Raw genomic sequence first — 22272 nt, 5'->3', positions numbered from 1 at the left:
AACAGGATATCGTTATGCTTATTATTATCTCTCCGGCTAAAACCCTTGATTATCAAAGTCCATTAGCGACCAAGAAGTTTACTCAGCCTGAAATGTTGGATAAGTCACAAGCGCTTATTGAGATTTGTCGTGAGCTGACGCCAGCCCAAATCAGCAGTCTGATGGGGATTAGCGACAAGCTGGCCGGTTTAAATGCTGCCCGCTTTAGCGACTGGCAGCCTGATTTTACCCCAGACAATGCACGTCAGGCGATTTTGGCTTTTAAAGGTGATGTCTATACCGGCATGCAAGCACAGAATTTCAGCGCCGCCGATTTTGATTTTGCGCAAAAGCATTTGCGTATGCTTTCTGGCTTGTACGGCCTGTTACGCCCGCTGGATTTAATGCAACCTTACCGCCTGGAGATGGGGATTAAGTTGGCTAATCCCCACGGCAAAGATCTCTATTCGTTCTGGGGTGACCAGATAACTGAAAAACTGAATCAGGCATTGACGCAGCAAGGTGATAATGTGCTGATTAATCTGGCTTCTGATGAATATTTTAAAGCTGTTAAACCGGCCAGCCTGGCAAGTTCACTGATTAAACCGGTATTTTTAGATGAGAAAAACGGTAAATACAAAATCATCAGTTTCTATGCCAAGAAAGCCCGTGGCCTGATGAGCCGCTTTATCATCCAGAATAAGTTAACCAAACCAGAACAACTGGTTGATTTCAATCTGGAAGGCTATGAGTTTGATGCCGGGCTGTCGGCAAAAAATGAACTGGTGTTTAAGCGCGCTGAGCAGTTTTAACAACGTCAAGTAGAAAAAGCATTACCCTAAGTAATTGGTGTTGCAGCTAGGCAGCAAACGAGCACATCCCGAATCACTTACTCAAGTAAGTGATTCGGGTGAGTGAGAGCGGCTAACAACGCTGCAACACCAAGTAAGACGGGTAATTATTTTGGCAAAGCCATCAAGAAAGCCCGCAATTGCGCAAAATCGGCTGGTAAATCATGGGATAACAAAGGCAGTTGCGCCCGAACAGCCAGTGGTTTCGGCAACGGAAGTTCCTGGCCGAGGATCTCTTCCACGCTCTCTTTGAATTTCGCCGGATGAGCGGTACCGATGAACAACCCAAACTCGCCGTCCTGCAACTGATCACGCAAAACACGATACGCAATCGCCGCATGAGGTTCAGAGATATAACCCAGCTCCGCCAGCTCACGCATGGTCTCTTTGGTCACTTCATCACTCACCGCACCGTGGCCTAAATCCTTCAACTGCCAGATTTTACGGCGATATAACTCTTCAACACGTGGCCAGTTGTTCGGCTGGCTGACATCCATTGCATTCGAGAGTGTCGCAACAGTAGGTTTTGGCTGCCACTGGCCGTTAACCAAGAAGCGCGGCACTGTGTCGTTGGCGTTGGTGGCAGCAATAAAGCGCTTAACTGGCAAACCTAATGACTTCGCTAACAGCCCGGCGGTCAAATCACCAAAGTTACCACTGGGTACCGAGATAACCAGTTGATTACGTGCTTCTTGTGGCAACTGGGCTACCGCTTCAAAGTAATAGCAGATTTGTGCCAATAAGCGGCTGATGTTGATCGAGTTGGCGGAGTTAAGGCTCAGTTCCTGCTTCAGCTCTTCATCATCAAAGGCCTGTTTCACCAAGGCCTGGCAGGCATCAAAATCGCCCTCAATTGCCACGGTGTGGATATTGCCACCTAATGTACAGAACAGTTTTTCCTGCAATGGGCTGATTTTGCCACGTGGGTAGAGAATAACCACCCGCACGTTTTTCAGGCCATAGAATGCATGTGCTACCGCCGCCCCAGTGTCACCGGAAGTCGCCGTTAAGATTGTCACCGGCTGGTCACCCGCCACTTCAGCCAACATTTGCGCCATAAAACGCGCGCCAAAATCTTTAAACGCGAGTGTCGGGCCGTGGAACAGCTCCAGTGCGGCTATATCATTCTCAACCTGAGCCACGGGTGCTGGGAATTCAAATGCGGCCTGAACGCGTTTGGTTAAGGTTTCAGGGGCAATCTCACTGCCAATAAAAGCAGACAGAATACGGCTACTGCGGGTAACAAAATCCAGATCCAGCAGTTTATCAATTTCTGTCAGTTCAAATTCTGGCAATTCCAGTGGGAAGAACAACCCCTGATGCTTACCCAGGCCTTGTTTGATCGCTTGCGCGAAGCTGACCTGCTCGTTGTGATCTTTAAGGTTATACAGTTTCATGCGTTATCCCAGTAGTCGTGCGCCTGCGGTATCCAGACGGCAAATATGAACAAAACCTTCGTCGTTTTGCAGGTAATGATTTTGTAGCCATCCCGCCATGCGTTGTGCGGTTTCATGATCATTGCAGACAGCAAATAGCGTCGGGCCAGAGCCGGAAATACCACAAGCCAATGCACCAATATCATGGGCGGCTTGGCGGGCGGCAGCAAAGCCCGGCAACAGTTGGGTGCGGTAAGGTTCGGCGATAACATCTTTCATCATCTTAGCGGCCAAATCAGGTTGCTGAGTGTGACAAGCGTGAATGAATCCAGCCAAATTACGACCATGAGCGATACAATCCTGACGGCGATATTGCGCCGGTAAAATGGCGCGCGCTTCAGCGGTCGAGACCTTAATACCCGGATACGCCATGACCCACAGCCAATCATCAAAGCCGGGAACATTCTGGCTGATGTAACCTTCCTGTTCGAGGATCAACTGCATCCCACCCAGATAGCAAGGTGCAACATTATCATAATGCACACTACCGGAAACACGCCCTTCCAACTCCCCCATCAGGCCGAGTAACGTGACTTTATCCAATGGCTTGCCACAGAACTCGTTCATCGCCATTAACCCGGCAACCACCGAACAAGCACTGGAACCTAGCCCAGAACCAATCGGCATATTCTTTTCCAGCACCATCGCCACCGGGATCTGTTTGCCCATTTCCTGACAAAAACGCTCCCAGCATTGATAAACAATATTCTCTTTCGGGTCATCAGGCAGTTTGCTGACAAAGCGGCCTTCATTGCGCAGACTGAAACGGTCTGCCGCCGTCACGCTGACACAATCGCCGAGTAAGGTGCCATCTAGCGGCGAAACCGCCGCACCCAACACATCAAATCCAACGCTGACATTGCCAATCGATGCCGGAGCATAGATCTTAACCATATTTAAACTCCCAACTTCCAGGATAATGTGCGTAAAAGATCGGCGAATACCCCGGCAGCAGTCACGTCATTACCCGCACCGTATCCGCGCAGCACCAACGGAATAGGCTGATAATAGTGGGTATAGAAAGCCAACGCATTCTCACCATTTTTAACTTTATACAGCGGGTCGTTACCGTCAACAGCATCCATTCTGACGATACAACGCCCTTCTTCGATAACCCCAACATAACGCAGCACTTTGCCCTGCTCCGCCGCATCTGCCACCAAACGGGTAAACTCGGCATCCAGTGACGGTAAACGCGCCAGGAAGCTATCTACATCACCAGAAGCATCAAAACTGGCTGGCAGAACAGATTCAACTTCAATATCCGTCAACTCAAGTTTGTAACCTGCTTCACGGGCCAAGATCAACAATTTACGCGCAACATCCATGCCAGAGAGGTCATCGCGTGGGTCAGGTTCAGTGTATCCCATCTCCCTGGCTTGCAAGGTTGCCTGTGACAATGTCATGCCTTCATCCAGCTTGCCGAAGATAAACGACAGCGACCCTGACAGAATGCCAGAAAAACGCATCAGTTCGTCACCAGCATTGAGCAGATTCTGTAAGTTTTCGATTACCGGTAAACCAGCACCCACGTTAGTGTCATACAGGAATTTGCGACAAGATTTCGCCGCCGCCGCACGCATCTGACGGTAGTAATTCATCGACGAGGTGTTGGCTTTCTTGTTTGGCGTCACAACATGGAAACCATCGGCCAGGAAATCAGCATATTGATCGGCAACAGCCTGACTGGAAGTACAATCGACAATCACCGGGTTGAGCAAGTGATACTCTTTTACCAACCGAATCAAGCGGCTTAAGTTAAATGGCTCCTTCACCTCAGCCAGTTCCTGACGCCAGTTATCCAACGCAATGCCATGGACATTGGTCAGCATGGCTTTGGAATTAGCAATACCACACACCCGCAGATCGATATGGCGCTGTTTCAACCACGGCTGCTGGCGATAGATTTGTTCGATTAATGCCCCACCGACACCGCCAACACCTATTACAAACACTTCAATCACCTGGTCAGTGTTAAACAGCATTTGATGGCAGACACGCACACCGGTGGTAACCGCATCATTACTCACCACCACCGAAATAGAGCGCTCAGACGAGCCTTGCGCAATCGCAATGATATTAATATTGGCACGCGCCAACGCCGAGAAAAAGCGAGCGGAGATGCCACGCAATGTGCGCATACCATCACCCACCACGGAGATAATCGCCAGATGCTCCATCACATCCAGAGGTTCCAAGAGGCCATCTTTCAATTCCAGATAGAACTCGTCTTCCAATGCTCTACGGGCACGCTCTAGCTCCCCCTGCGGCACACAGAAGCTAATGCTGTATTCAGAAGAAGACTGGGTGATAAGTACCACTGAAATGCCACTGCGTGACATCACAGCAAAGACACGGGCAGCCATACCGACCATGCCTTTCATCCCCGGACCTGAGACGTTAATCATCGCCATGTTATTCAGGTTGGTGATACCTTTGACTGGGAAGCCATCATCACTGCTTTCCCCGCCAATTAGGGTGCCAGGTGCCTGTGGATTAGAGGTGTTTTTAATCAGGCAAGGGATCTGGAACTGGGCAATGGGGGCGATAGTGCGGGGGTGAAGAACTGAAGCGCCAAAATAGGACAGCTCCATCGCCTCTTGGTATGACATCGATTTCAGTAAACGGGCATCGGGTACAGTACGCGGGTCACAGGTATAAACCCCATCAACATCCGTCCAGATCTCACAACAATCAGCGCGTAAACAAGCAGCCAGCACCGCGGCTGAATAGTCGGAGCCATTACGCCCCAGCACCACTAACTCACCTTTGTCGTTACCGGCCGTGAAACCTGCCATCAAGATGATGTGGTTGGCCGGAATGCTGCTGGACCCGATACGGCGGGTAGATTCCGTGATATCAACAGTGGATTCGAGGTAATGGCCTTGAGCCAGCAACTTCTCGACCGGATTAATCACAGTAACTGGATAACCTTTGGCCTGAAATAGCGCCTCCATGATGGCAATGGAGAGTTTTTCGCCACGGCAAATGATTGACGCATTGATGCTATCCGGGCACTGGCCAAGCAATGAGATACCATGCAGGACATGTTTGAGTTGCGCAAACTCATGCGCCACCAGCGCTTTCAAGCGTTCATAGTCAAACCCGGGTTGAGTGTCGGCCAACCCACGCAACAGCTCGGAAAAAATCCGCTCCGCATCGCTGATATTCGGCGAGATATCTTGCCCTGCGACCATTTTGTCGATCATCGCAACCAGATGATTGGTAATTTTAGCGGGAGCGGATAACACGGTAGCCACTTGTCCCTGACGTGCATTACTTTCGATGATATCGGCAACACGCATAAAGCGTTCTGCATTTGCTACTGATGTCCCGCCAAATTTCAACACTCGCATTTCTGATTCTCTCCCGCTTTCGCGCTTTTTTATCGCAAACTTTTTTTGCAAAGATTTGATTGAAAAAAAAAGCCCGCACTGTTTAGGTGCGGGCTTTTTTCTGTTGTTTCCTGTACGCGTCAGCCCGCCCCGTAACCAGTGGTTTCGGTGGTGGTAATAATTGTTGTGTTCAGGCTGATATATCGCATGTCGTCTGTCTGTCTCATAAATGAAGCTGTCCCTCTATTGGTTAAAGCAATCGCCCCCTCAAGTCAAATTTTTTCATCCAATTTCCTGAAGAAACGCCCCCACCCACAATGGGGAATCAACTAATTCAATAGGGGTAATCAGCAGATACAAATAAAAAATCCCGCGATAAACCAGATAATAAATCTGTAATATTAATTTTAATCACTACTATCCACTGTAAGATTTTTTTCGACTAAATGACAGAAAACACGCCAACGAACAATTGATAGGATCGCGATAGCAAAATCCAATTGAAGCCATAAAATGGCAAATTAATCATCATTGATTTGCATAAGTGACTTAAAAAACAACAAATATGAAAAGTTTCCTCTATTACTTTACATTTAACTAACATTGACGATAATTCTTCTTATGCTTTTAGGCGAAATAGGACGCTGACAAGAAAAATCCCTTGATGGCTGTAATGCTGAAAGAATATTGATTTTAAACAATAAAAATCAATAGATTAGAAAAATCATTTTTTTGTTACGTTTGACATTCAATTTTTAATATTAATAACACTGAATCGATCACATAATTTAACCAACTCGCGCATAAGCTGGTATTCTTGTAAGTCTTTTTCACAAAAGTGTTAACGTGCTACAATTGAATTTGATATATGTCAACAAAGCGTAGTTTTGTTGGGTGGTAGATTCGGCTCACACTGTTATATTGCTGTTAATAGGGTTAGGATATGCGCCGCTTTTGTCACCTTTGGGGCTGTAGGGAGTAACACCCCGACCAAGCTAGTGATGTTGTTGACCTTGATGGAAAGTGCATCAAGAACGCGTTTACGTACTTTAGTCATGTGATGAACGGGATGACGAGTAACAAGTCAATAAAAATCCTAATATAACAAAGACTTCTGTACTTCCTATTTCTATTTTGTTGGCAATTTTAGGTAGCAAACATGCAGACCCCGCACATTCTGATCGTAGAAGACGAGATAGTTACTCGTAACACCCTGAAGAGCATTTTCGAGGCGGAAGGCTATGTAGTTCATGAGGCCAATGATGGCGCAGAAATGCACCACATTCTGTCTGAGAATGATATCAACTTAGTTATCATGGACATCAATCTGCCGGGCAAGAATGGCCTGTTGCTAGCACGAGAACTTCGTGAACAAGCAAGTGTTGCCCTAATGTTCCTGACAGGTCGTGATAACGAAGTAGATAAGATCCTTGGCTTGGAAATTGGCGCTGATGATTACATCACCAAACCTTTCAATCCGCGCGAATTAACCATTCGGGCACGTAACTTACTGTCACGCACCATGAATTTGGGTAGCGTGGGTGAAGAGCGCCGCTTGGTTGAAAGTTACAAATTTAATGGCTGGGAGCTGGATATCAATAGCCGCTCACTGATAAGCCCTGCTGGCGAGCATTATAAGCTGCCACGTAGTGAGTTCCGCGCCATGCTGCACTTCTGTGAAAACCCAGGCAAGATTCAATCTCGTGGCGAATTGTTGAAGAAAATGACCGGCCGTGAGCTGAAGCCTCATGACCGTACTGTTGACGTGACTATCCGCCGCATTCGTAAACATTTTGAATCCACGCCGGACACACCAGAAATCATCGCCACTATCCATGGTGAAGGTTACCGTTTCTGTGGTGACCTTGAAGAGTAAACCTCTGGCTGCTATCCACAGTAAAAAGCCAGCATTCTATGCTGGCTTTTTTATATCTATCCAATTTTTACCACGGCATAATCGGAACGGCACTGATCGCATTTTTCGGCGAGCCGTCGACAACGCGATCGGAATAGGTCAGATAGATTAAGGCATTACGCTTTTGATCATAGAAACGCACTACCTGTAACTTTTTAAACACCAAAGAAGTCCGTTTCTGGAAAACCACGGTACCTTCAGATTTTTTATTCTTAATTTTGTCACTCAGCTCAATCGGCCCCACTTGCTGACAGGAAATTGCTGCATCAGACGTATCCTCTGCCAACCCCAATCCACCTTTGATGCCCCCGGTTTTAGCGCGGCTGATATAACAAGTTACATTTTTAACATCGGGGTCGTCGAAGGCCTCAACCACTATTTTATGATCTGGCCCGAGCAGTTTAAAGACTGTATCGACGGAGCCAATTTCCTCTGCATGAGCAGTTATGGCCCCAAATGAAAGCAGACAACCAAGGAATATCCAATTATTTTTCATGCACTTACTCCATTCCGCTGAATAACGTTACTCAGCGTTAACTATTTGTACTAAAAATAAAATATTCGTTAAAAAGACATTTTATAAATCTTAGGTTCTTTTTTAACACACTATGCCACAAAATTCTTAAGCAGTCGGGAACATAAAAAGTTGCTACTATTCGCCAGAGCTATTCTTTTCATATGACTAACACCCTAAATTTAGGCCGCTTTACGAGGAAGATCTATGGATCAAGCCAGTATCATTCGTGATTTGCTTAGCTGGCTAGAAAGTCATTTAGACCAGCCTTTAGCACTGGACAATGTTGCTGCCAAAGCCGGCTATTCTAAATGGCATTTGCAGCGAATGTTCAAGGATGTCACCGGGAATGCTATCGGTGCCTATATCCGTGCCAGAAGGTTATCTAAAGCCGCTGTAGCGTTACGATTAACCAGCCGTCCTATTCTGGACATTGCCCTACAATATCGCTTTGATTCGCAGCAAACCTTTACCCGGGCATTTAAAAAGCAGTTTGCACAAACACCGGCGCTGTACCGACGGGCAGAAGATTGGCACTCGGCTGGGATTTGCCCACCGATTCGGCTAGGGGAATATACGCTACCTCAACCTGAATTCATCACTTTGCCTGAACAGCACCTGATTGGTCTGACACAAAGCTACTCTTGTACGCTTGAACAGATATCAACTTATCGTACTGAACTACGCTCGCATTTTTGGCAACAATATCTCGGTGATGCCGATCACTTGCCGCCAGTGCTCTATGGTTTACATCACTCCCGCCCTAATCAGGAGAAAGATGATGAGCAGGAGATTTTCTATACCACCGCCATTGAGCCACAACATGTTCCGGGCAATGTGCCGGAAGGGCAACCGGTTATCTTGCAAGGTGGCGAGTACGTGCAGTTCAGCTATGAGGGGCCGCTGGAGGGATTGCAAAACTTCATTCTGACACTCTATGGCACCAGTCTGCCGCAATTAGGGCTAACCCGCCGGCGAGGGTACGATATAGAGCGCTTCTTCCCGCAGGGGAGGCCGAAAGATCAGCCTCCAACCTCGTTGAAATGTGAATATCTCATTCCTATCCGTCGTTAACGCTGTAGCTCATCAAGTGCTGGCATATCCAAGTGAGCGGTATCGCCAGCACTTTCAATGACCCAGCCAGAGGCCAGCCAAGGGCTTTCTTGATAATCAACCCGAGATAACGAACAGTTGCGCAAACGTAGACGCCGTTCGGCATGCGCGGGCAGACCCAGTAATGTACTCAACAAACATCCCAGCGCCATACCATGGCTAACTAACAGCGGCTTGCTGCCAGCAGGTAACTTCAGACAGCTATCCAGCGCTGCATGCATACGGCTACCCAGTTCAGTCATCGACTCACCTTCAGGAATACGCCCGCCCTCGGTACCATTAACCATCTGCTTACGCCACTGCTCTTCTTCCACCGATAAGCTTTCAATGGGGCGCGCCTCCAACACGCCCATATTCAGCTCACGCAGGCGTGAGTCTGTCACCATGGTTAGGCCGCAAGCATCAGCAATAATTTTAGCTGTCTGCTTTGTGCGGCCAAGGTCGCTGGTAATAATATGGGTGATGCCCTGGCTACTAACCCGTTGCGCAACCAAGTTGGCCTGACGGATACCGATGTCGGTCAGAGGACTGTCTGATTGGCCCTGAATGCGGCGTGAGGCGTTCCAGAGGGTTTCACCATGACGCACGAGATATACCTGTAACATGTCGTTTTTCCGTTATACTGCGTAAAATAGGCACAAAAACCATTACTTTAGATAAACCCAAAGACGTTGGCGTGGCAGATAGACAGCTAACAGCCCTGCTGCTTCAAGTCCCAAGGGAATAGGATACTAGACTCATTATGTACCATGTTGTTGCCGCAACTACCAACCCTGCAAAGATTAAGGCTATCACCCTCGCCTTCGATGATGTTTATGGCCCCGGCCAGTATCGTATTGAAGGTGTCAATGTCGATAGCGGTGTTCCCCTGCAACCCATCGGCAGTCTTGAGACACACAGTGGCGCCAGACAGCGTGTGAGTAACGCACGTAAGATTCGCCCTGAGGCTGATTTTTGGGTTGGGGTTGAAGCCGGTATTGAAGATAATATGACCTTTGCCTGGATGGTAATTGAACACTTACAGTTACGGGGAGAATCCCGTTCTGCCAGCTTAATGCTGCCCGACATTATATTGCATGGGATTCGCCAAGGCCGTGAGCTGGGCGACGAAATGGCAGTTTTAACCGGCATATCGAATGTAAAACATCAGGGTGGTGCCATCGGTATCTTTACCGACGGTAAATTGACCCGCACCAGTGTTTATCACCAGGCACTGCTGTTAGCGCTGGTACCATTTCACAACGAAATATATCAACGCCCGGCACCGTGATACTAAACTCAGGAAGGCTTTACATCATTTGTCAGTAATTGGGTCTCAAGCCAGCTTTTGAGCTGTGGCGGGGCCGTTTTCAAGCTGTTAGAGCCACGGGTAATGGTCGCGATACCTGCACCTAACTGGGTTTTCAATTCACGCTGACTTAATTCCCCGCGCATTAACTCCTCAATGATACGTACCCGGGTGCCCAGAGCCGTACGCTCATCCGGTGTCAGCATCAATTGCAGCAAGGGCAAATGCAGGTCTTGCGCAATCGCGTTTTCCAACAGCGCAACAAAGCTCAGCCAGTGCTGATTATCTGCAGGGGATAACGCCGGATCTGGCGCAAAAGCAGTATTAACCGGGCTGTGGATATTAGCCATGTTTATTTCGTCAGCCGACAAATCATCGGTCAATCGTAGTTTTGTCATGATAGATACCCAAGGTACTATTTAACTAGTACGAGAGCATACCATAACGTGAGATATAGCCAAAGAACTTGGCGTTGTAGGGCTGCCAGTAAACAGCCTGCAACGCCAAGGTCGTAAGCGCCGCTAACACCGCCGCAGCGCCCAGAACAAAGGAATATCCTCAACGTCATTGGCGTTGCGGCAAGGCAGCAAGCGAGCAAACCCCGATGAGCTTACACAAGTAAGTGATTCGGGTGCGCGAGCGCCGCTAACACCGCCGCAGCGTCAAGGACGAAGAGTAACCCCAAAGTAATTGGAGTCGCAGGTAGGCAGCAAGCAAACGCATCCCGATGAGCTTACACCAGTAAGTGATTCGGGTAAGTGCGCGTAGCTAACACCCCTGCGGCTTCAAGTACAAAGGGGGATCAGTAACGCCGCTGCCACTCGGCATCACTCAACACCTTCGCTGGGCGATTCATAAAGTGCCGATAAAAGGCATCGTATGCCAACACATTTTTCACATAGCCACGGGTTTCTGAGAAAGGAATACTCTCGATGAATGCCACTGCATCCACTTGCCCGCCACTGTTACCCAACCAGGTATTCACCCGCGATGGGCCGGCGTTATAGGCGGCACTGGATAAGATACGGTTGCGCCCGAACTGCTGGTAAACCTCTTCCAGATAGCTGGTACCGATCTCAATGTTTGTAAGCGGATCCAGTAATTGGCTGCTATTGACATAACCACTGATATTATTGAGTTTTACCGTATGTTCAGCGGTACGCGGCATCACCTGCATTAACCCCGTCGCCCCTACTGGTGACTGTGCTTTCGGGTTCCAGGCACTTTCCTGACGGGCAATAGCCATGGCATAACTTGGGGTTATCCCTTTGCCTTCTGTCGCCTGACGGAACTCCTTTGGCCATGCCAGCGGGAAGCGCTCTTCCAGATGGTCCCACAATTTGGCAACGATGGTAGCCTGTACGCTTAAGTCCGCCCACTTCTGGTTAAAAGCGTAGCGCGCCAGTGCTTCCTGCTCCGGCTTACTGCGGCTGGCGACCAGATAGCTCCACTCGTTACGGGCCAGATTGTCCATATTCCAGTACATCAATTCACGCACCCGGATAATTTCCGGCCGCTGTGCTAACGATGCATCCGGTTTGGTCGCTACCTCAACATTAATAGGGTAAGGAACGCCCAACTTTTGAGCTGCAACCATCGGGTAAAAGCCACGTTCCTGCATCAGGCTGCGCAGGATAGCTTCACCCTCGGTTTTTTTACCTTGTTCCAATAACAGCGATGCACGCCAGTAGCGCCATTCATCTTTATCTTGCGCATCGGCCGGTAAGCGTGCCAGCCAGGTCGCTAACCCCTGACGATCGCCACTGCCCAGAGACATGCGAATACGCCGCTCCAGCAATGACGTTGAATGGCTACGCAAGGTGACTTGATCTCGCCATTTAGCCTGATCGTAAGTCGCATCGGTCCCCATCAAACGCCAGGCCACCGCATCTTCCAGCTCCAGCTTTTCGCTATCACTCATTTTTTGTAGCCGGGCCAAGGTCGGGATCATCGCTCGCGCGTTCTCCACGTCTTGACGAGCCAAACGGGTAAAAGCAATGATAGTGGCAGAACGGGTAAAATCTGTCGGTCCGACCGTACGGGCGAAGCTTTCAACACTGGCCGGGTCACTTTGCAGTTTCGCCAGTGCAGTACCCATGGTCTGATAATCCGCTGGCAGTTGTTTAAGTAAATAACTCACTAAACTGGCATTGCCCTCTTTCAAGGCTAACTTCATCCGCGCCAGTGTTGCCAGTGGGGTTTGATGCCCGGCTTGTTGCCAGACACTGAATAATTTAGTGCAACTGCCCGGGAGTGTCTGGCCGTTCAGCCAAATTTCACTCGCACCATCCCAGGCCACCTGCTGTTCGCCAGTGGCCCATTTGGCATAGTAATAGTTACAACGGGCTGCAACCGGCTTCGGTGCTGTCGGGCTGAATGCCAATAATCCCCGCCAATCTTCCCGGCGAGCCAGTTCATTAACAAAACGGGATGACAGTGAACGTGCTGGCGGCAAGGTTGGATTACGGCTAAGGAAATCGTTCACTTGCACCGCGCTCACCTGGCTCAGGTCTTGCGTTAACTGGCGGTACTCCAGATATGGGTACAGGGGATAATCACGCAACGTGGGCATCAGTTGTGTCACGGTGTCCATCTGATTGCTGTCCCAGGCCAGTTTAACTTGCTGATAGCGTTGCCGTTGGGCATCAATGGAGTCAGCGAATGCCACTCCTGAAGTCGTCACCAGACACACGCCAATCGCCAGATATCGCCACTTGTCCATACTTACTATTTCCTCACTGGTTGTTGGCTACTGCACTTTACTTATCGCCACATCATTATATCGCTTACCGCAACCTCTGATTAGCATATGCCCGATTAGTTCCGGCAGCAGAACATACTAACGAAGAGTTTCACCTGATAGCCAGTAATAACATAAAGCAATAGGAGCTGAAGATTAATCACTTTGTGTTATCACTTAATACCCGCGAAACATTCAACACCAGCAAGAAGATCAACAGCAGAATAGTTCAGCCTGTAACTACTTACTATTCACAAGGTTACCAACCATATGTTGCTAAATGTTTCTTGTTTATTATCTAAGATCAAGGCACTGCTTTGATAAAAATCGACTATCCTTGCTTAATATAACTATGTTGTTGTAAATATATCCTTCAAAATATTTTTTTGCTTTTTAATCAAAATCAAACCATTAAGGAATTGGCACTGTTCACGGAAGAAATGATAAAAACTTTCTCTGCCCCGTCCCACCATGAAACGAATAGATAGATTTTAGATTTATTAATTTTTAAGAAGGTTCTTTCAATGCAAAACTCATCAGACCATAAATCCGCCTCCCCGCCCCCAGAGGGTAAGGCCTGGTATCAACTTACTGCGGAAGAGTCTTTGCAGCATTTAAATAGCCGCGAAGAAGGGTTAACGCCACAAGAGGCGGAGGAACGCCTTAAACAGTACGGTCCCAATGCGTTACCGGCCAAAAAAAGCAAACATCCCCTGCTACAGTTTTTAGCCCACTTTAATGATGTTCTGATTTACATTTTATTAGCGGCGGCATTGGTCAAGGGACTGATGGGTCACTCGGTTGACACTATTATTATCCTTTGTGTGGCGGTTATTAACGCCTTAATTGGTTATGTTCAGGAAAATAAAGCCGAGAAATCTCTGAAAAGCATACAGAATATGCTTTCCAGTAAAGCGGTGGTCATTCGTGATGGTAGCGCCCAGATTATTGATGCACAGGACCTGGTCCCTGGTGATATCGTCACCTTGAAACCAGGAGATAAAATCCCCGCAGACCTGCGGTTGCTGGAAGCCCACAATCTTCAGATTGAAGAAGCTATCCTGACCGGTGAGTCAACGGTAGTCGAGAAGCAAATCGGCGTGATTGAGAACGAGTCGGTGATTGGCGATCGCAAAAACCTACTATTCTCAGGGACGACCATTAGTGCCGGTACCGCGAAAGGTTTGGTGATTGCCAGCGGCGGTGATACCGAACTGGGCCATATCAACCAAATGATGTCGACGGTTGAATCAACCCGTACCCCGCTACTGCAACAGATGGATCGTTTAGGCAAAGCCATTTTCATCCTGATCCTGGTCATGATGGCATTCCTGTTCGTCTTCGCCTTTATCCTGCGCGACCTACCGGTCGATGAGCTGTTACTGGCGTTGATAAGTCTGGCAGTGGCCTCGGTTCCCGAGGGCTTACCGGCGATTATTTCGATCATCCTCTCCCTTGGTGTACAAGCGATGGCGCGCAACCGCGCGATTATCCGCAAGCTGCCAACGGTAGAAACCTTAGGTGCTATGACTGTCGTCTGTTCCGATAAAACCGGCACACTGACGATGAACGAAATGACCGTTAAAGCAGTGATTCTGGCAGACCACTGCTATCGCGTAGAAGGTGAAAGCTACGAACCGGTTGGCAACATTTACCCGGAAGGGAGTGACCAGCAAGCCTCGCTCGATACCAACGGCACGTTAAAGACATTTATCACTGCGGTGAATTTGTGTAATGACAGCCAGATTCAGAAGAACGACCAAGGTCATTGGGCCATTACTGGCGGCCCGACAGAAGGCGCACTGAAAGTATTAGCCGCCAAATCCGGTATTGAGCTGGGTCAAGTGACTCAGCACGGTAAAATTCCTTTTGATTCTGCCTATAAATACATGGCTACCAGCCATCAGGTTCAAGCAGAAAATAGTATCTTCCTGACCGGCGCACCTGATGTGTTGTTTACGTTCTGCCAACAAGAACTGACCGACCAGGGTGTTGCACCGTTCCGCCGCGATTACTGGGAAGCCGAGATGGCGCGTTATGCCAAGCAAGGTCTACGCATGGTAGCAGCAGCCTTCCGCCCAACAGAACAACCTGTCAGTGAGTTGGACCACAGTGATATCCAGCAGGGCATGGTGTTTGTTGGTATCGCTGGCATGATGGACCCACCACGTCCTGAAGCCATCGACGCCATAGCGACCTGCCAGCAGGCTGGTATTCGCGTGAAAATGATCACCGGCGACCATCAGGAAACCGCGATGGCGATTGGTGCCATGCTGGGAATTGGCAATGGTAAAGACTCCATTACCGGTGGCCAACTGGAGCATATGGACGATAAAGAACTGGCACAAGCTGCCGTTCATTATGATATTTTCGCCCGTACCAGCCCGGAACATAAACTGCGTTTGGTTAAAGCTTTACAAGAGAAAGGCGAAATTGTCGGCATGACCGGTGATGGTGTGAATGATGCGCCAGCGCTGAAACAGGCCGATGTGGGTATCGCCATGGGTATCAAAGGCACCGAGGTGACAAAAGAAGCCGCCGATATGGTGCTGTCAGACGATAACTTCGCGACCATTGCCAGTGCGGTTGAAGAAGGCCGTCGTGTCTACGATAACCTGAAGAAAACCATTCTGTTTGTATTGCCCACCAACCTGGCGCAAGGGTTGCTCATTATCTTTGCCATCCTCGCGGGGGCTGTTATTCCATTAACGCCATTGCAAATCCTCTGGATAAACATGGCAACCTCTACCACGCTCTCTTTCGGTTTAGCATTTGAACCGGCAGAAAGAGGCATTATGCGCCGCAATCCACGTGACCCATCAAAACATGTGTTAGATGGCCATGCCATCTGGCGTATCGCGTTTGTTGGTACCTTGATTGCCTTAAGTGCTTTTGCCTTGGAAGCCTACATGGAGCCACGCGGTTACAGCACTGAATTTATCCGTACAGTATTGATGCAAACACTGGTTACCGCGCAGTGGATTTATATGTTTAACTGCCGAGTGATGGACCGCTTCCCACTGAACAAAGAAGTCTTTGTTAACAAAGGGCTGTGGTTAGTGTCAGGTGTATTGATCGTATTGCAGTTAGCCATCATCTACCTGCCATTCATGAATACTGCTTTCGGTACCGAACCATTGCCGGCCTATTACTGGGGCTTAACACTGTTGGTTTCTATCGCCATCTTCTTGGTAGTAGAGATCGAAAAGTGGGTTATCGGTCGCTTTAAGCGCGGATCGAATCCGGTCTGATATCAATACGTTGCGATACATAAAACCCGGCTAATTAGCCGGGTTTTTTTATCGCCCATAAATATGATTTAAGATAAATCGCATATTGCCGATAGCATGACTATTATTGCATCAATTAAATCTTATAATAGAATGGCGGCGATTTATTATGCGATCGCTGCAATGAACATGTGAACCATGCCGCCCTACAGGAAGCGCAAAAATGAACACCGCAACTTGCGCAATTAACGGCGTCAGCAATTATGAACGCTACTATCCGCTAAAACTAATGACGCTATGGCGTGTCTGGCGGGCCTGTGCTTCTATTTTATTACTTCTCTCTGGCTTACTTGCCCCCTTACCATCAATGGCTGCGGATAACATCAATGAAGCCCTTATCCATGAACGCAGTAATGCCGCCACCAAAATGGTGTTGGGTATTATCAGCTATGCACGCTGGCCCGTGGCCCCCGTCGTAACTCGCTTGTGTGTGGTGGCCCCGACAATTTATGCAGAAGAGCTGTTTAATCCCGCGTTTATGGAAACCACACATCCCATTAAAACTCAGCGCTATTCCCTCTCGGATAGCTCGATTGCAACCAATTGCGATGTCGTTTATCTGGGGCGTACCGAGCTACAACAGCGTCAGGAGTTGACAGCCCGACTGTCGGGATATCCGATTCTTACCATCAGTGAAGATTATGACGAATGTACATTTGGCAGTGCATTTTGTTTGTTACTGGAAGGTAAGCAGGCTTCTTTCAAAGTCAATATGGATGCATTGGCACGCGGTGGGGTAAAGGTTCATCCCAGTGTGTTGCAACTTGCGCGTAAAAAGACAGACGCATTATGAATTCAACACAGAATAAGTCAGTCAAACAGACAAAAAATCGGCCAAACATCGCGAAGCTCCCCACACTGGGACGGGTACTCGGTCGCATACATCTGACGGTGGCATTGGTCTCGGTCGCAACGGCAGGTATTTTTCTCACACTGGCGGCACTGTTTGCCTTGCGGGTGTATGCCGACCATAACCTACATTTAATTGCCCGTTCAATCAGTTACACCACTGAAGCTGCCGTGGTGTTTGGTGATAGCGTGGCCGCTAACGAGGCGCTGTCCTTGATTGCGGCAAATGAAGAAGTTGCCCAAGCTAAAATTCTCGATGTGAATGGCCGAGAAATAGCTAACTGGACGCTACCAAACGATAGTCCAATGTATGATATGGAACAAAAAGTCGCCCGTTGGGCTTTGCCTGAGCCGGTGGTACTCCCCATGATGCATGCCGGTAATGAAGTCGGCAGCATCGTGATTATTGGTCATGGTGGTAGTCTGCTACGTTTTCTGTTGCAAGGGTTGATGGGCTTATTCGTCTGCCTAATTCTCAGCACGTTAGTGGCACTATTCCTGTCGCGCCGGATGCTGTTTGGCATTATCGAGTCATTGAACAAAATCACCGAAGTTGCTCATAGTGTTAGCCGCCACCGCAGTTTTGGTCAGCGAGTGCCGTCAGCGAAAATTGCCGAACTTAACGAGTTAAGCAATGACTTCAATGGCTTGCTGGAAGAACTGGAGGTTTGGCAAGACCATTTAACGCAAGAAAATGACTTCCTCGCACACCGTGCTGCCCATGATAGCCTGACTGGATTGGCTAACCGTGCTTTCTTTGAGGGCCGGCTAAGCCGCACGTTGAGTGATTGCGCCGATGATGAACAACTGGCCGTGTTATTTATTGATGGTGATCACTTCAAAGAAATCAATGATAACTATGGTCATGCAGCGGGAGATCTGGTGCTGACCTCGATTGCCGATCGTATCCGCGCACTGTTACGTGAAACCGATTTGGTGGCACGTTTGGGCGGCGATGAATTCGCCGTATTACTGGCACCGATCCACGACACCGATGATGTTGTAACCATCGCTAATAATATTATCGACAGTATGAATCAACCTATTGATTTGGTAGATGGTAGTGAGATAACCGCCTCTATCAGCATCGGTATTGCGATTTACCCAGATCATGCGCTGACCCCCGAAGAGCTATTACAACGGGCCGACGAAGCCATGTATCAAGCAAAGAAACGTTTCCAGTTCGGTGGCAGCGTCATTGCCTACCAATCGGATATTACTCTTACTGAAAGCTTAGGATAGGTGACATGCAGGTATTGAAAAACAACAGTCTGATAAGCCATATCTGGATGAGTTTTTTCGCCATGAGTTTATTGATATTGGCGGGGTGTCAGGCAACCAAACCACCAGGATTAACACCCGAGCAGATTGCAGCCTTACAGGAACAAGGATTTAAATTAACTGAAAATGGCTGGGAATTTGGTCTGGCAAACAAAGTGTTATTCGATAGTGACGTGAAAAAATTGAATCCGTCTGGCGGGCAGACAGTACAAAACATTGGCCGTGCGCTATTGAGTGTGGGCATTACTCATCTGCGGGTTGATGGGCATACTGATTCCATCGGTAAAGATGAGTATAACCAACAGTTATCGCTGCAACGTGCCTCTGCAGTAGCGGATGCACTGGCAACCATAGGTATTCCACGAGCCAATATTGAGGTACGAGGTCGCGGTAAGTTAGAGCCGGTCGCCGATAACCGTACCCCTAAAGGACGAGCAGAAAACCGCCGAGTAGCCATGATAGTCACCGCACCCTAACCTTGTTGCGTTCCCGACTAGTGCGACAGGGAGATATAAAACGACTCTCACCGAATCACTTAAGTGATTCGGGCTAGCGACAGCAGCGAACACGCCTGCGACTTGAAAGATGACGGGTATAGTAAAACGGGCTACACTCCGCACCAGATATCCTAATAAAAACTGATCTAGAGAGGCAGACGCAACGTGGCTCAATACGTCTATTCTATGCATCGTGTCGGCAAAGTCGTTCCGCCGAAACGTCATATTCTGAAAAACATCTCCTTGAGTTTCTTCCCTGGGGCCAAAATTGGTGTGCTGGGCCTTAACGGCTCGGGTAAATCTACCCTACTGCGTATCATGGCTGGCATTGACACTGATATTGAAGGCGAAGCCCGCCCGCAGCCTGGTATCAAAATTGGTTACCTACCGCAGGAACCTAAGCTAAATCTTGAGCAAACCGTGCGTGAGTCGGTTGAAGAGGCGGTGGGTGACGTTAAACGCGCGCTGACCCGTCTGGATGAGGTTTATGCACTGTACGCCGATCCTGATGCTGATTTTGATAAGCTGGCGAAGGAACAAGGCGAGCTGGAAGCGATTATCCAGTCTCATGATGGCCATAACCTGGATAACCAGTTAGAGCGTGCTGCCGATGCTCTGCGCCTGCCACCGTGGGAGGCCAAAATTGCCAATCTGTCCGGTGGTGAACGTCGTCGCGTGGCAATTTGCCGCCTGCTGCTGGAAAAACCCGATATGTTGTTGCTGGATGAACCCACTAACCACTTGGATGCCGAATCCGTGGCTTGGCTGGAGCGCTTCTTGCACGACTATGAGGGCACTGTTGTCGCCATTACCCATGACCGTTACTTCCTTGATAATGTGGCGGGTTGGATTCTGGAACTGGACCGTGGCGAAGGCATTCCGTGGGAAGGCAATTACTCTTCATGGCTGGAGCAAAAAGATGCTCGTCTGGCACTGGAAGCCTCTTCCGAAGCCGCACGTCGCAAGTCTATTGAGAAAGAGCTGGAGTGGGTTCGTCAGAATCCAAAAGGCCGTCAGGCGAAAGGTAAAGCACGTCTGGCCCGCTTTGAAGAACTTAACAGCGTTGAGTATCAAAAACGTAATGAAACCAGTGAATTGTTCATTCCGCCGGGTCCACGGTTGGGCGACAAAGTGCTGGAAGTTGAGCACCTGAGCAAGTCTTACGGTGACCGTCTGCTGATTGATGATCTGACCTTTGCGCTGCCGAAAGGGGCGATTGTGGGGATCATCGGGCCAAACGGGGCCGGTAAATCAACCCTGTTCCGCATGTTATCTGGGCAGGAACAACCTGATTCTGGCACGATTTCACTGGGCGATACCGTGCAATTGGCATCGGTTGATCAGTTCCGTGACAACATGGACGACAGCAAAACCGTATGGGAAGAAGTCTCCGGCGGTCAGGACATCATGAAGATTGGTAACTTTGAAATTCCAAGCCGTGCTTATGTAGGCCGCTTTAACTTTAAAGGGATTGATCAGGGCAAGCGTGTGGGTGAGCTGTCCGGTGGTGAGCGCGGCCGTATCCATTTGGCCAAACTGCTACAGGTTGGCGGTAACATGTTGCTGCTCGATGAACCGACTAACGATCTGGATATCGAAACGCTGCGCGCACTGGAAAACGCCTTACTGGAATTCCCGGGTTGCGCGATGGTTATTTCCCATGACCGTTGGTTCCTTGACCGAATTGCTACCCATATCATCGACTATCAGGATGAGGGCAAAGTGGCGTTCTTCGAAGGTAACTTTACTGAATACGAAGAGTGGAAGAAACGCACTCTGGGTGCCGAAGCACTGGAACCACACCGTATCAAGTATAAGAAGATGACCAAGTAATATGACATCGGCTCATCACGTGAGCCGATTAAAGCCGCTATTCGGCTCATCAAATGAGCCGAATACTCCGGCGATTCTCTCCCCCCAACAAGCCGCCAACCACCAGAATTCCATTCTGTGATCGTTATCATTCTTACCCACTGAATTTTGCCAGTATTCCTTGTCCTAAGGCAGTCAGCCGAAGGTGACAAGACTGCACACTATTTAGACTCCTTCGTCATCAGCGGTTTATGCGCCCTTCTGGTTCTGCGCCTACCCGCACCATCACAACGAAGGATAATAAGATGAACAATGCGATTATATTGGGGATAATTTGGCATCTGGTGGGCGCTGCCAGTGCGGCGTGTTTCTACGCGCCGTTTAAGCAAGTTAAAAAGTGGTCATGGGAGACCATGTGGTCGATTGGTGGCCTGGTGTCATGGCTTATTCTACCGTGGACGGTCAGCTATTTGTTATTGCCTGATTTTTGGCAATATTACGGCTCCTTCAGTATAGCAACCCTACTGCCAGTATTTCTGTTCGGTGCCATGTGGGGGATTGGTAATATCAACTACGGCCTGACCATGCGTTACCTCGGCATGTCGATGGGGATTGGAATTGCCATCGGTATCACCCTGATTATCGGCACATTAATGACCCCCATACTGCAAGGGCGCTTTGATGTACTACTCGGCACTGCTGGCGGCCGAATGACCCTGCTGGGTGTCGTCGTGGCACTGATCGGGGTAGCTATTGTCAGTTACGCTGGATTACTGAAAGAACGCGCCATGGGCATTCAGGCGGAAGAGTTCAACCTGAAGAAAGGGCTTATTCTGGCGGTGATGTGCGGTATTTTCTCAGCCGGTATGTCATTTGCCATGGATGCCGCGAAACCGATGCATGAAGCCGCCAGCGCATTAGGGATTAACCCTCTGTATGTAGCGTTACCAAGTTACGTCATCATCATGGGCGGTGGGGCCATCATCAACCTGAGTTACTGTTTTATTCGTTTAGCCAGCCTCAAGAATTTGTCGGTCAAAGCCGATTTTTCTATCGCCAAGCCGCTGTTGATCACTAATATTTTGTTCTCAGCCTTGGGGGGATTGATGTGGTATCTGCAATTCTTCTTCTATGCCTGGGGTCACGCCAAAATCCCACCACAGTATGACTATATGAGCTGGATGCTGCACATGAGTTTCTATGTGTTGTGTGGTGGTATTGTGGGTCTGTTACTCAAAGAGTGGAAATGCTCAAGCAAGAAACCAGTGACGGTGCTGTGTATTGGTTGTCTGGTGATCATTCTGGCAGCAAATATAGTCGGTTTGGGTATGGCAGCATAATCGCAAAACTAAAGATAAAATGGTATTGGCGG

The 22272-nt window shown here is 48.8% G+C and carries 19 protein-coding genes and 1 other annotated feature; of the genes, 10 read left to right on the top strand and 9 right to left on the bottom strand.

Going from position 1 to position 22272, the window contains the following annotated elements; translation table 11 throughout:
• Positions 1–14: 14 nt before the first annotated feature.
• Positions 15–791, top strand: coding sequence for a peroxide stress protein YaaA (yaaA, locus tag ACWJJO_RS03445; RefSeq protein ID WP_481090640.1), 777 nt, complete (start codon positions 15–17; stop codon positions 789–791).
• 146 nt (positions 792–937) lie between these two features.
• On the opposite strand, the gene thrC is transcribed toward yaaA, so the two are convergent.
• From thrC to yjjY, 5 genes are all read right to left on the bottom strand, one after another.
• A complete protein-coding gene (gene thrC / locus ACWJJO_RS03440; RefSeq protein WP_083160635.1) occupies positions 938–2227 on the bottom strand; it encodes a threonine synthase in 1290 nt (429 codons plus the stop codon).
• Between the two features lie 3 nt (positions 2228–2230).
• Positions 2231–3160, bottom strand: a complete 930-nt coding sequence (gene thrB, locus ACWJJO_RS03435) for a homoserine kinase (protein ID WP_372557966.1) — start codon at positions 3158–3160, stop codon at positions 2231–2233.
• 2 nt (positions 3161–3162) lie between these two features.
• Positions 3163–5622: a bifunctional aspartate kinase/homoserine dehydrogenase I gene (gene thrA, locus ACWJJO_RS03430; protein ID WP_083160639.1), complete on the bottom strand. Its 2460-nt coding sequence runs from the start codon at positions 5620–5622 to the stop codon at positions 3163–3165.
• A 62-nt stretch (positions 5623–5684) separates the two neighbouring features.
• Positions 5685–5803 (bottom strand) — a sequence feature (Thr leader region).
• Positions 5742–5810 carry a thr operon leader peptide gene (gene thrL, locus ACWJJO_RS03425; RefSeq protein WP_002231504.1) on the bottom strand — a complete coding sequence of 23 codons (69 nt, stop codon included), beginning with the start codon at positions 5808–5810 and terminating at the stop codon, positions 5742–5744. (Overlaps the previous feature by 62 nt.)
• Positions 5811–6517: 707 nt before the next feature.
• A complete protein-coding gene (gene yjjY, locus ACWJJO_RS03420) occupies positions 6518–6658 on the bottom strand; it encodes a YjjY family protein (RefSeq protein WP_227746564.1) in 141 nt (46 codons plus the stop codon).
• Between the two features lie 102 nt (positions 6659–6760).
• Here yjjY and arcA point away from each other — a divergent pair, with 102 nt between their 5' ends.
• Positions 6761–7477: a two-component system response regulator ArcA gene (gene arcA / locus ACWJJO_RS03415; RefSeq protein WP_004706052.1), complete on the top strand. Its 717-nt coding sequence runs from the start codon at positions 6761–6763 to the stop codon at positions 7475–7477.
• Positions 7478–7544: 67 nt separating this feature from the next.
• Here arcA and creA read toward each other — a convergent pair whose 3' ends face one another.
• Positions 7545–8012 carry a protein CreA gene (creA, locus tag ACWJJO_RS03410; protein WP_481090639.1) on the bottom strand — a complete coding sequence of 156 codons (468 nt, stop codon included), beginning with the start codon at positions 8010–8012 and terminating at the stop codon, positions 7545–7547.
• Positions 8013–8237: 225 nt separating this feature from the next.
• Here creA and robA point away from each other — a divergent pair, with 225 nt between their 5' ends.
• Positions 8238–9104 carry an MDR efflux pump AcrAB transcriptional activator RobA gene (robA, locus tag ACWJJO_RS03405; RefSeq protein WP_083160645.1) on the top strand — a complete coding sequence of 289 codons (867 nt, stop codon included), beginning with the start codon at positions 8238–8240 and terminating at the stop codon, positions 9102–9104.
• On the opposite strand, the gene gpmB is transcribed toward robA, so the two are convergent.
• Complete coding sequence (gene gpmB / locus ACWJJO_RS03400; RefSeq protein ID WP_481090638.1) at positions 9101–9748, bottom strand: 2,3-diphosphoglycerate-dependent phosphoglycerate mutase GpmB; 648 nt, start codon at positions 9746–9748, stop codon at positions 9101–9103. The two genes, robA and gpmB, sit on opposite strands and share 4 nt — an antisense overlap.
• 137 nt (positions 9749–9885) lie before the next feature.
• Between gpmB and yjjX the strand changes: the two genes are divergently transcribed.
• The gene (gene yjjX / locus ACWJJO_RS03395) at positions 9886–10413 is read left to right on the top strand and encodes an inosine/xanthosine triphosphatase (protein WP_083160649.1); all 528 of its coding nucleotides are present in this window, start codon (positions 9886–9888) and stop codon (positions 10411–10413) included.
• An 8-nt stretch (positions 10414–10421) separates the two neighbouring features.
• On the opposite strand, the gene trpR is transcribed toward yjjX, so the two are convergent.
• Both trpR and sltY read right to left on the bottom strand, forming a co-directional pair.
• Positions 10422–10829 (bottom strand): trp operon repressor, encoded by a 408-nt coding sequence (gene trpR, locus ACWJJO_RS03390; RefSeq protein ID WP_481090637.1) that lies wholly within the window; start codon positions 10827–10829, stop codon positions 10422–10424.
• A 404-nt stretch (positions 10830–11233) separates the two neighbouring features.
• Positions 11234–13153, bottom strand: a complete 1920-nt coding sequence (sltY, locus tag ACWJJO_RS03385) for a murein transglycosylase (protein WP_481090636.1) — start codon at positions 13151–13153, stop codon at positions 11234–11236.
• Positions 13154–13695: 542 nt separating this feature from the next.
• Between sltY and ACWJJO_RS03380 the strand changes: the two genes are divergently transcribed.
• From ACWJJO_RS03380 to rhaT, 6 genes are all read left to right on the top strand, one after another.
• Positions 13696–16422, top strand: a complete 2727-nt coding sequence (locus ACWJJO_RS03380; RefSeq protein WP_372557962.1) for a cation-transporting P-type ATPase — start codon at positions 13696–13698, stop codon at positions 16420–16422.
• 202 nt (positions 16423–16624) lie between these two features.
• Positions 16625–17254 carry a regulatory sequestration protein YfiR gene (gene yfiR / locus ACWJJO_RS03375; protein ID WP_442848142.1) on the top strand — a complete coding sequence of 210 codons (630 nt, stop codon included), beginning with the start codon at positions 16625–16627 and terminating at the stop codon, positions 17252–17254.
• On the top strand, positions 17251–18552 hold the full coding sequence (gene dgcN / locus ACWJJO_RS03370) for a diguanylate cyclase DgcN/YfiN (RefSeq protein ID WP_420073444.1): 1302 nt from the start codon (positions 17251–17253) through the stop codon (positions 18550–18552). The genes yfiR and dgcN overlap by 4 nt, the downstream gene beginning before the upstream one ends.
• A gap of 5 nt (positions 18553–18557) precedes the next feature.
• Positions 18558–19067, top strand: coding sequence for an outer membrane lipoprotein YfiB (gene yfiB / locus ACWJJO_RS03365; RefSeq protein WP_083160657.1), 510 nt, complete (start codon positions 18558–18560; stop codon positions 19065–19067).
• 186 nt (positions 19068–19253) lie between these two features.
• The gene (ettA, locus tag ACWJJO_RS03360; protein WP_083160659.1) at positions 19254–20921 is read left to right on the top strand and encodes an energy-dependent translational throttle protein EttA; all 1668 of its coding nucleotides are present in this window, start codon (positions 19254–19256) and stop codon (positions 20919–20921) included.
• Positions 20922–21205: 284 nt separating this feature from the next.
• Positions 21206–22240 carry an L-rhamnose/proton symporter RhaT gene (rhaT, locus tag ACWJJO_RS03355; protein ID WP_372568648.1) on the top strand — a complete coding sequence of 345 codons (1035 nt, stop codon included), beginning with the start codon at positions 21206–21208 and terminating at the stop codon, positions 22238–22240.
• Positions 22241–22272 lie beyond the last annotated feature (32 nt).

It is taken from the genome of Yersinia antarctica (assembly GCF_056636475.1).
The sequence above is the reverse complement of the archived record's forward strand: the minus strand, read 5'-3'. Positions and strand labels throughout refer to the sequence as shown.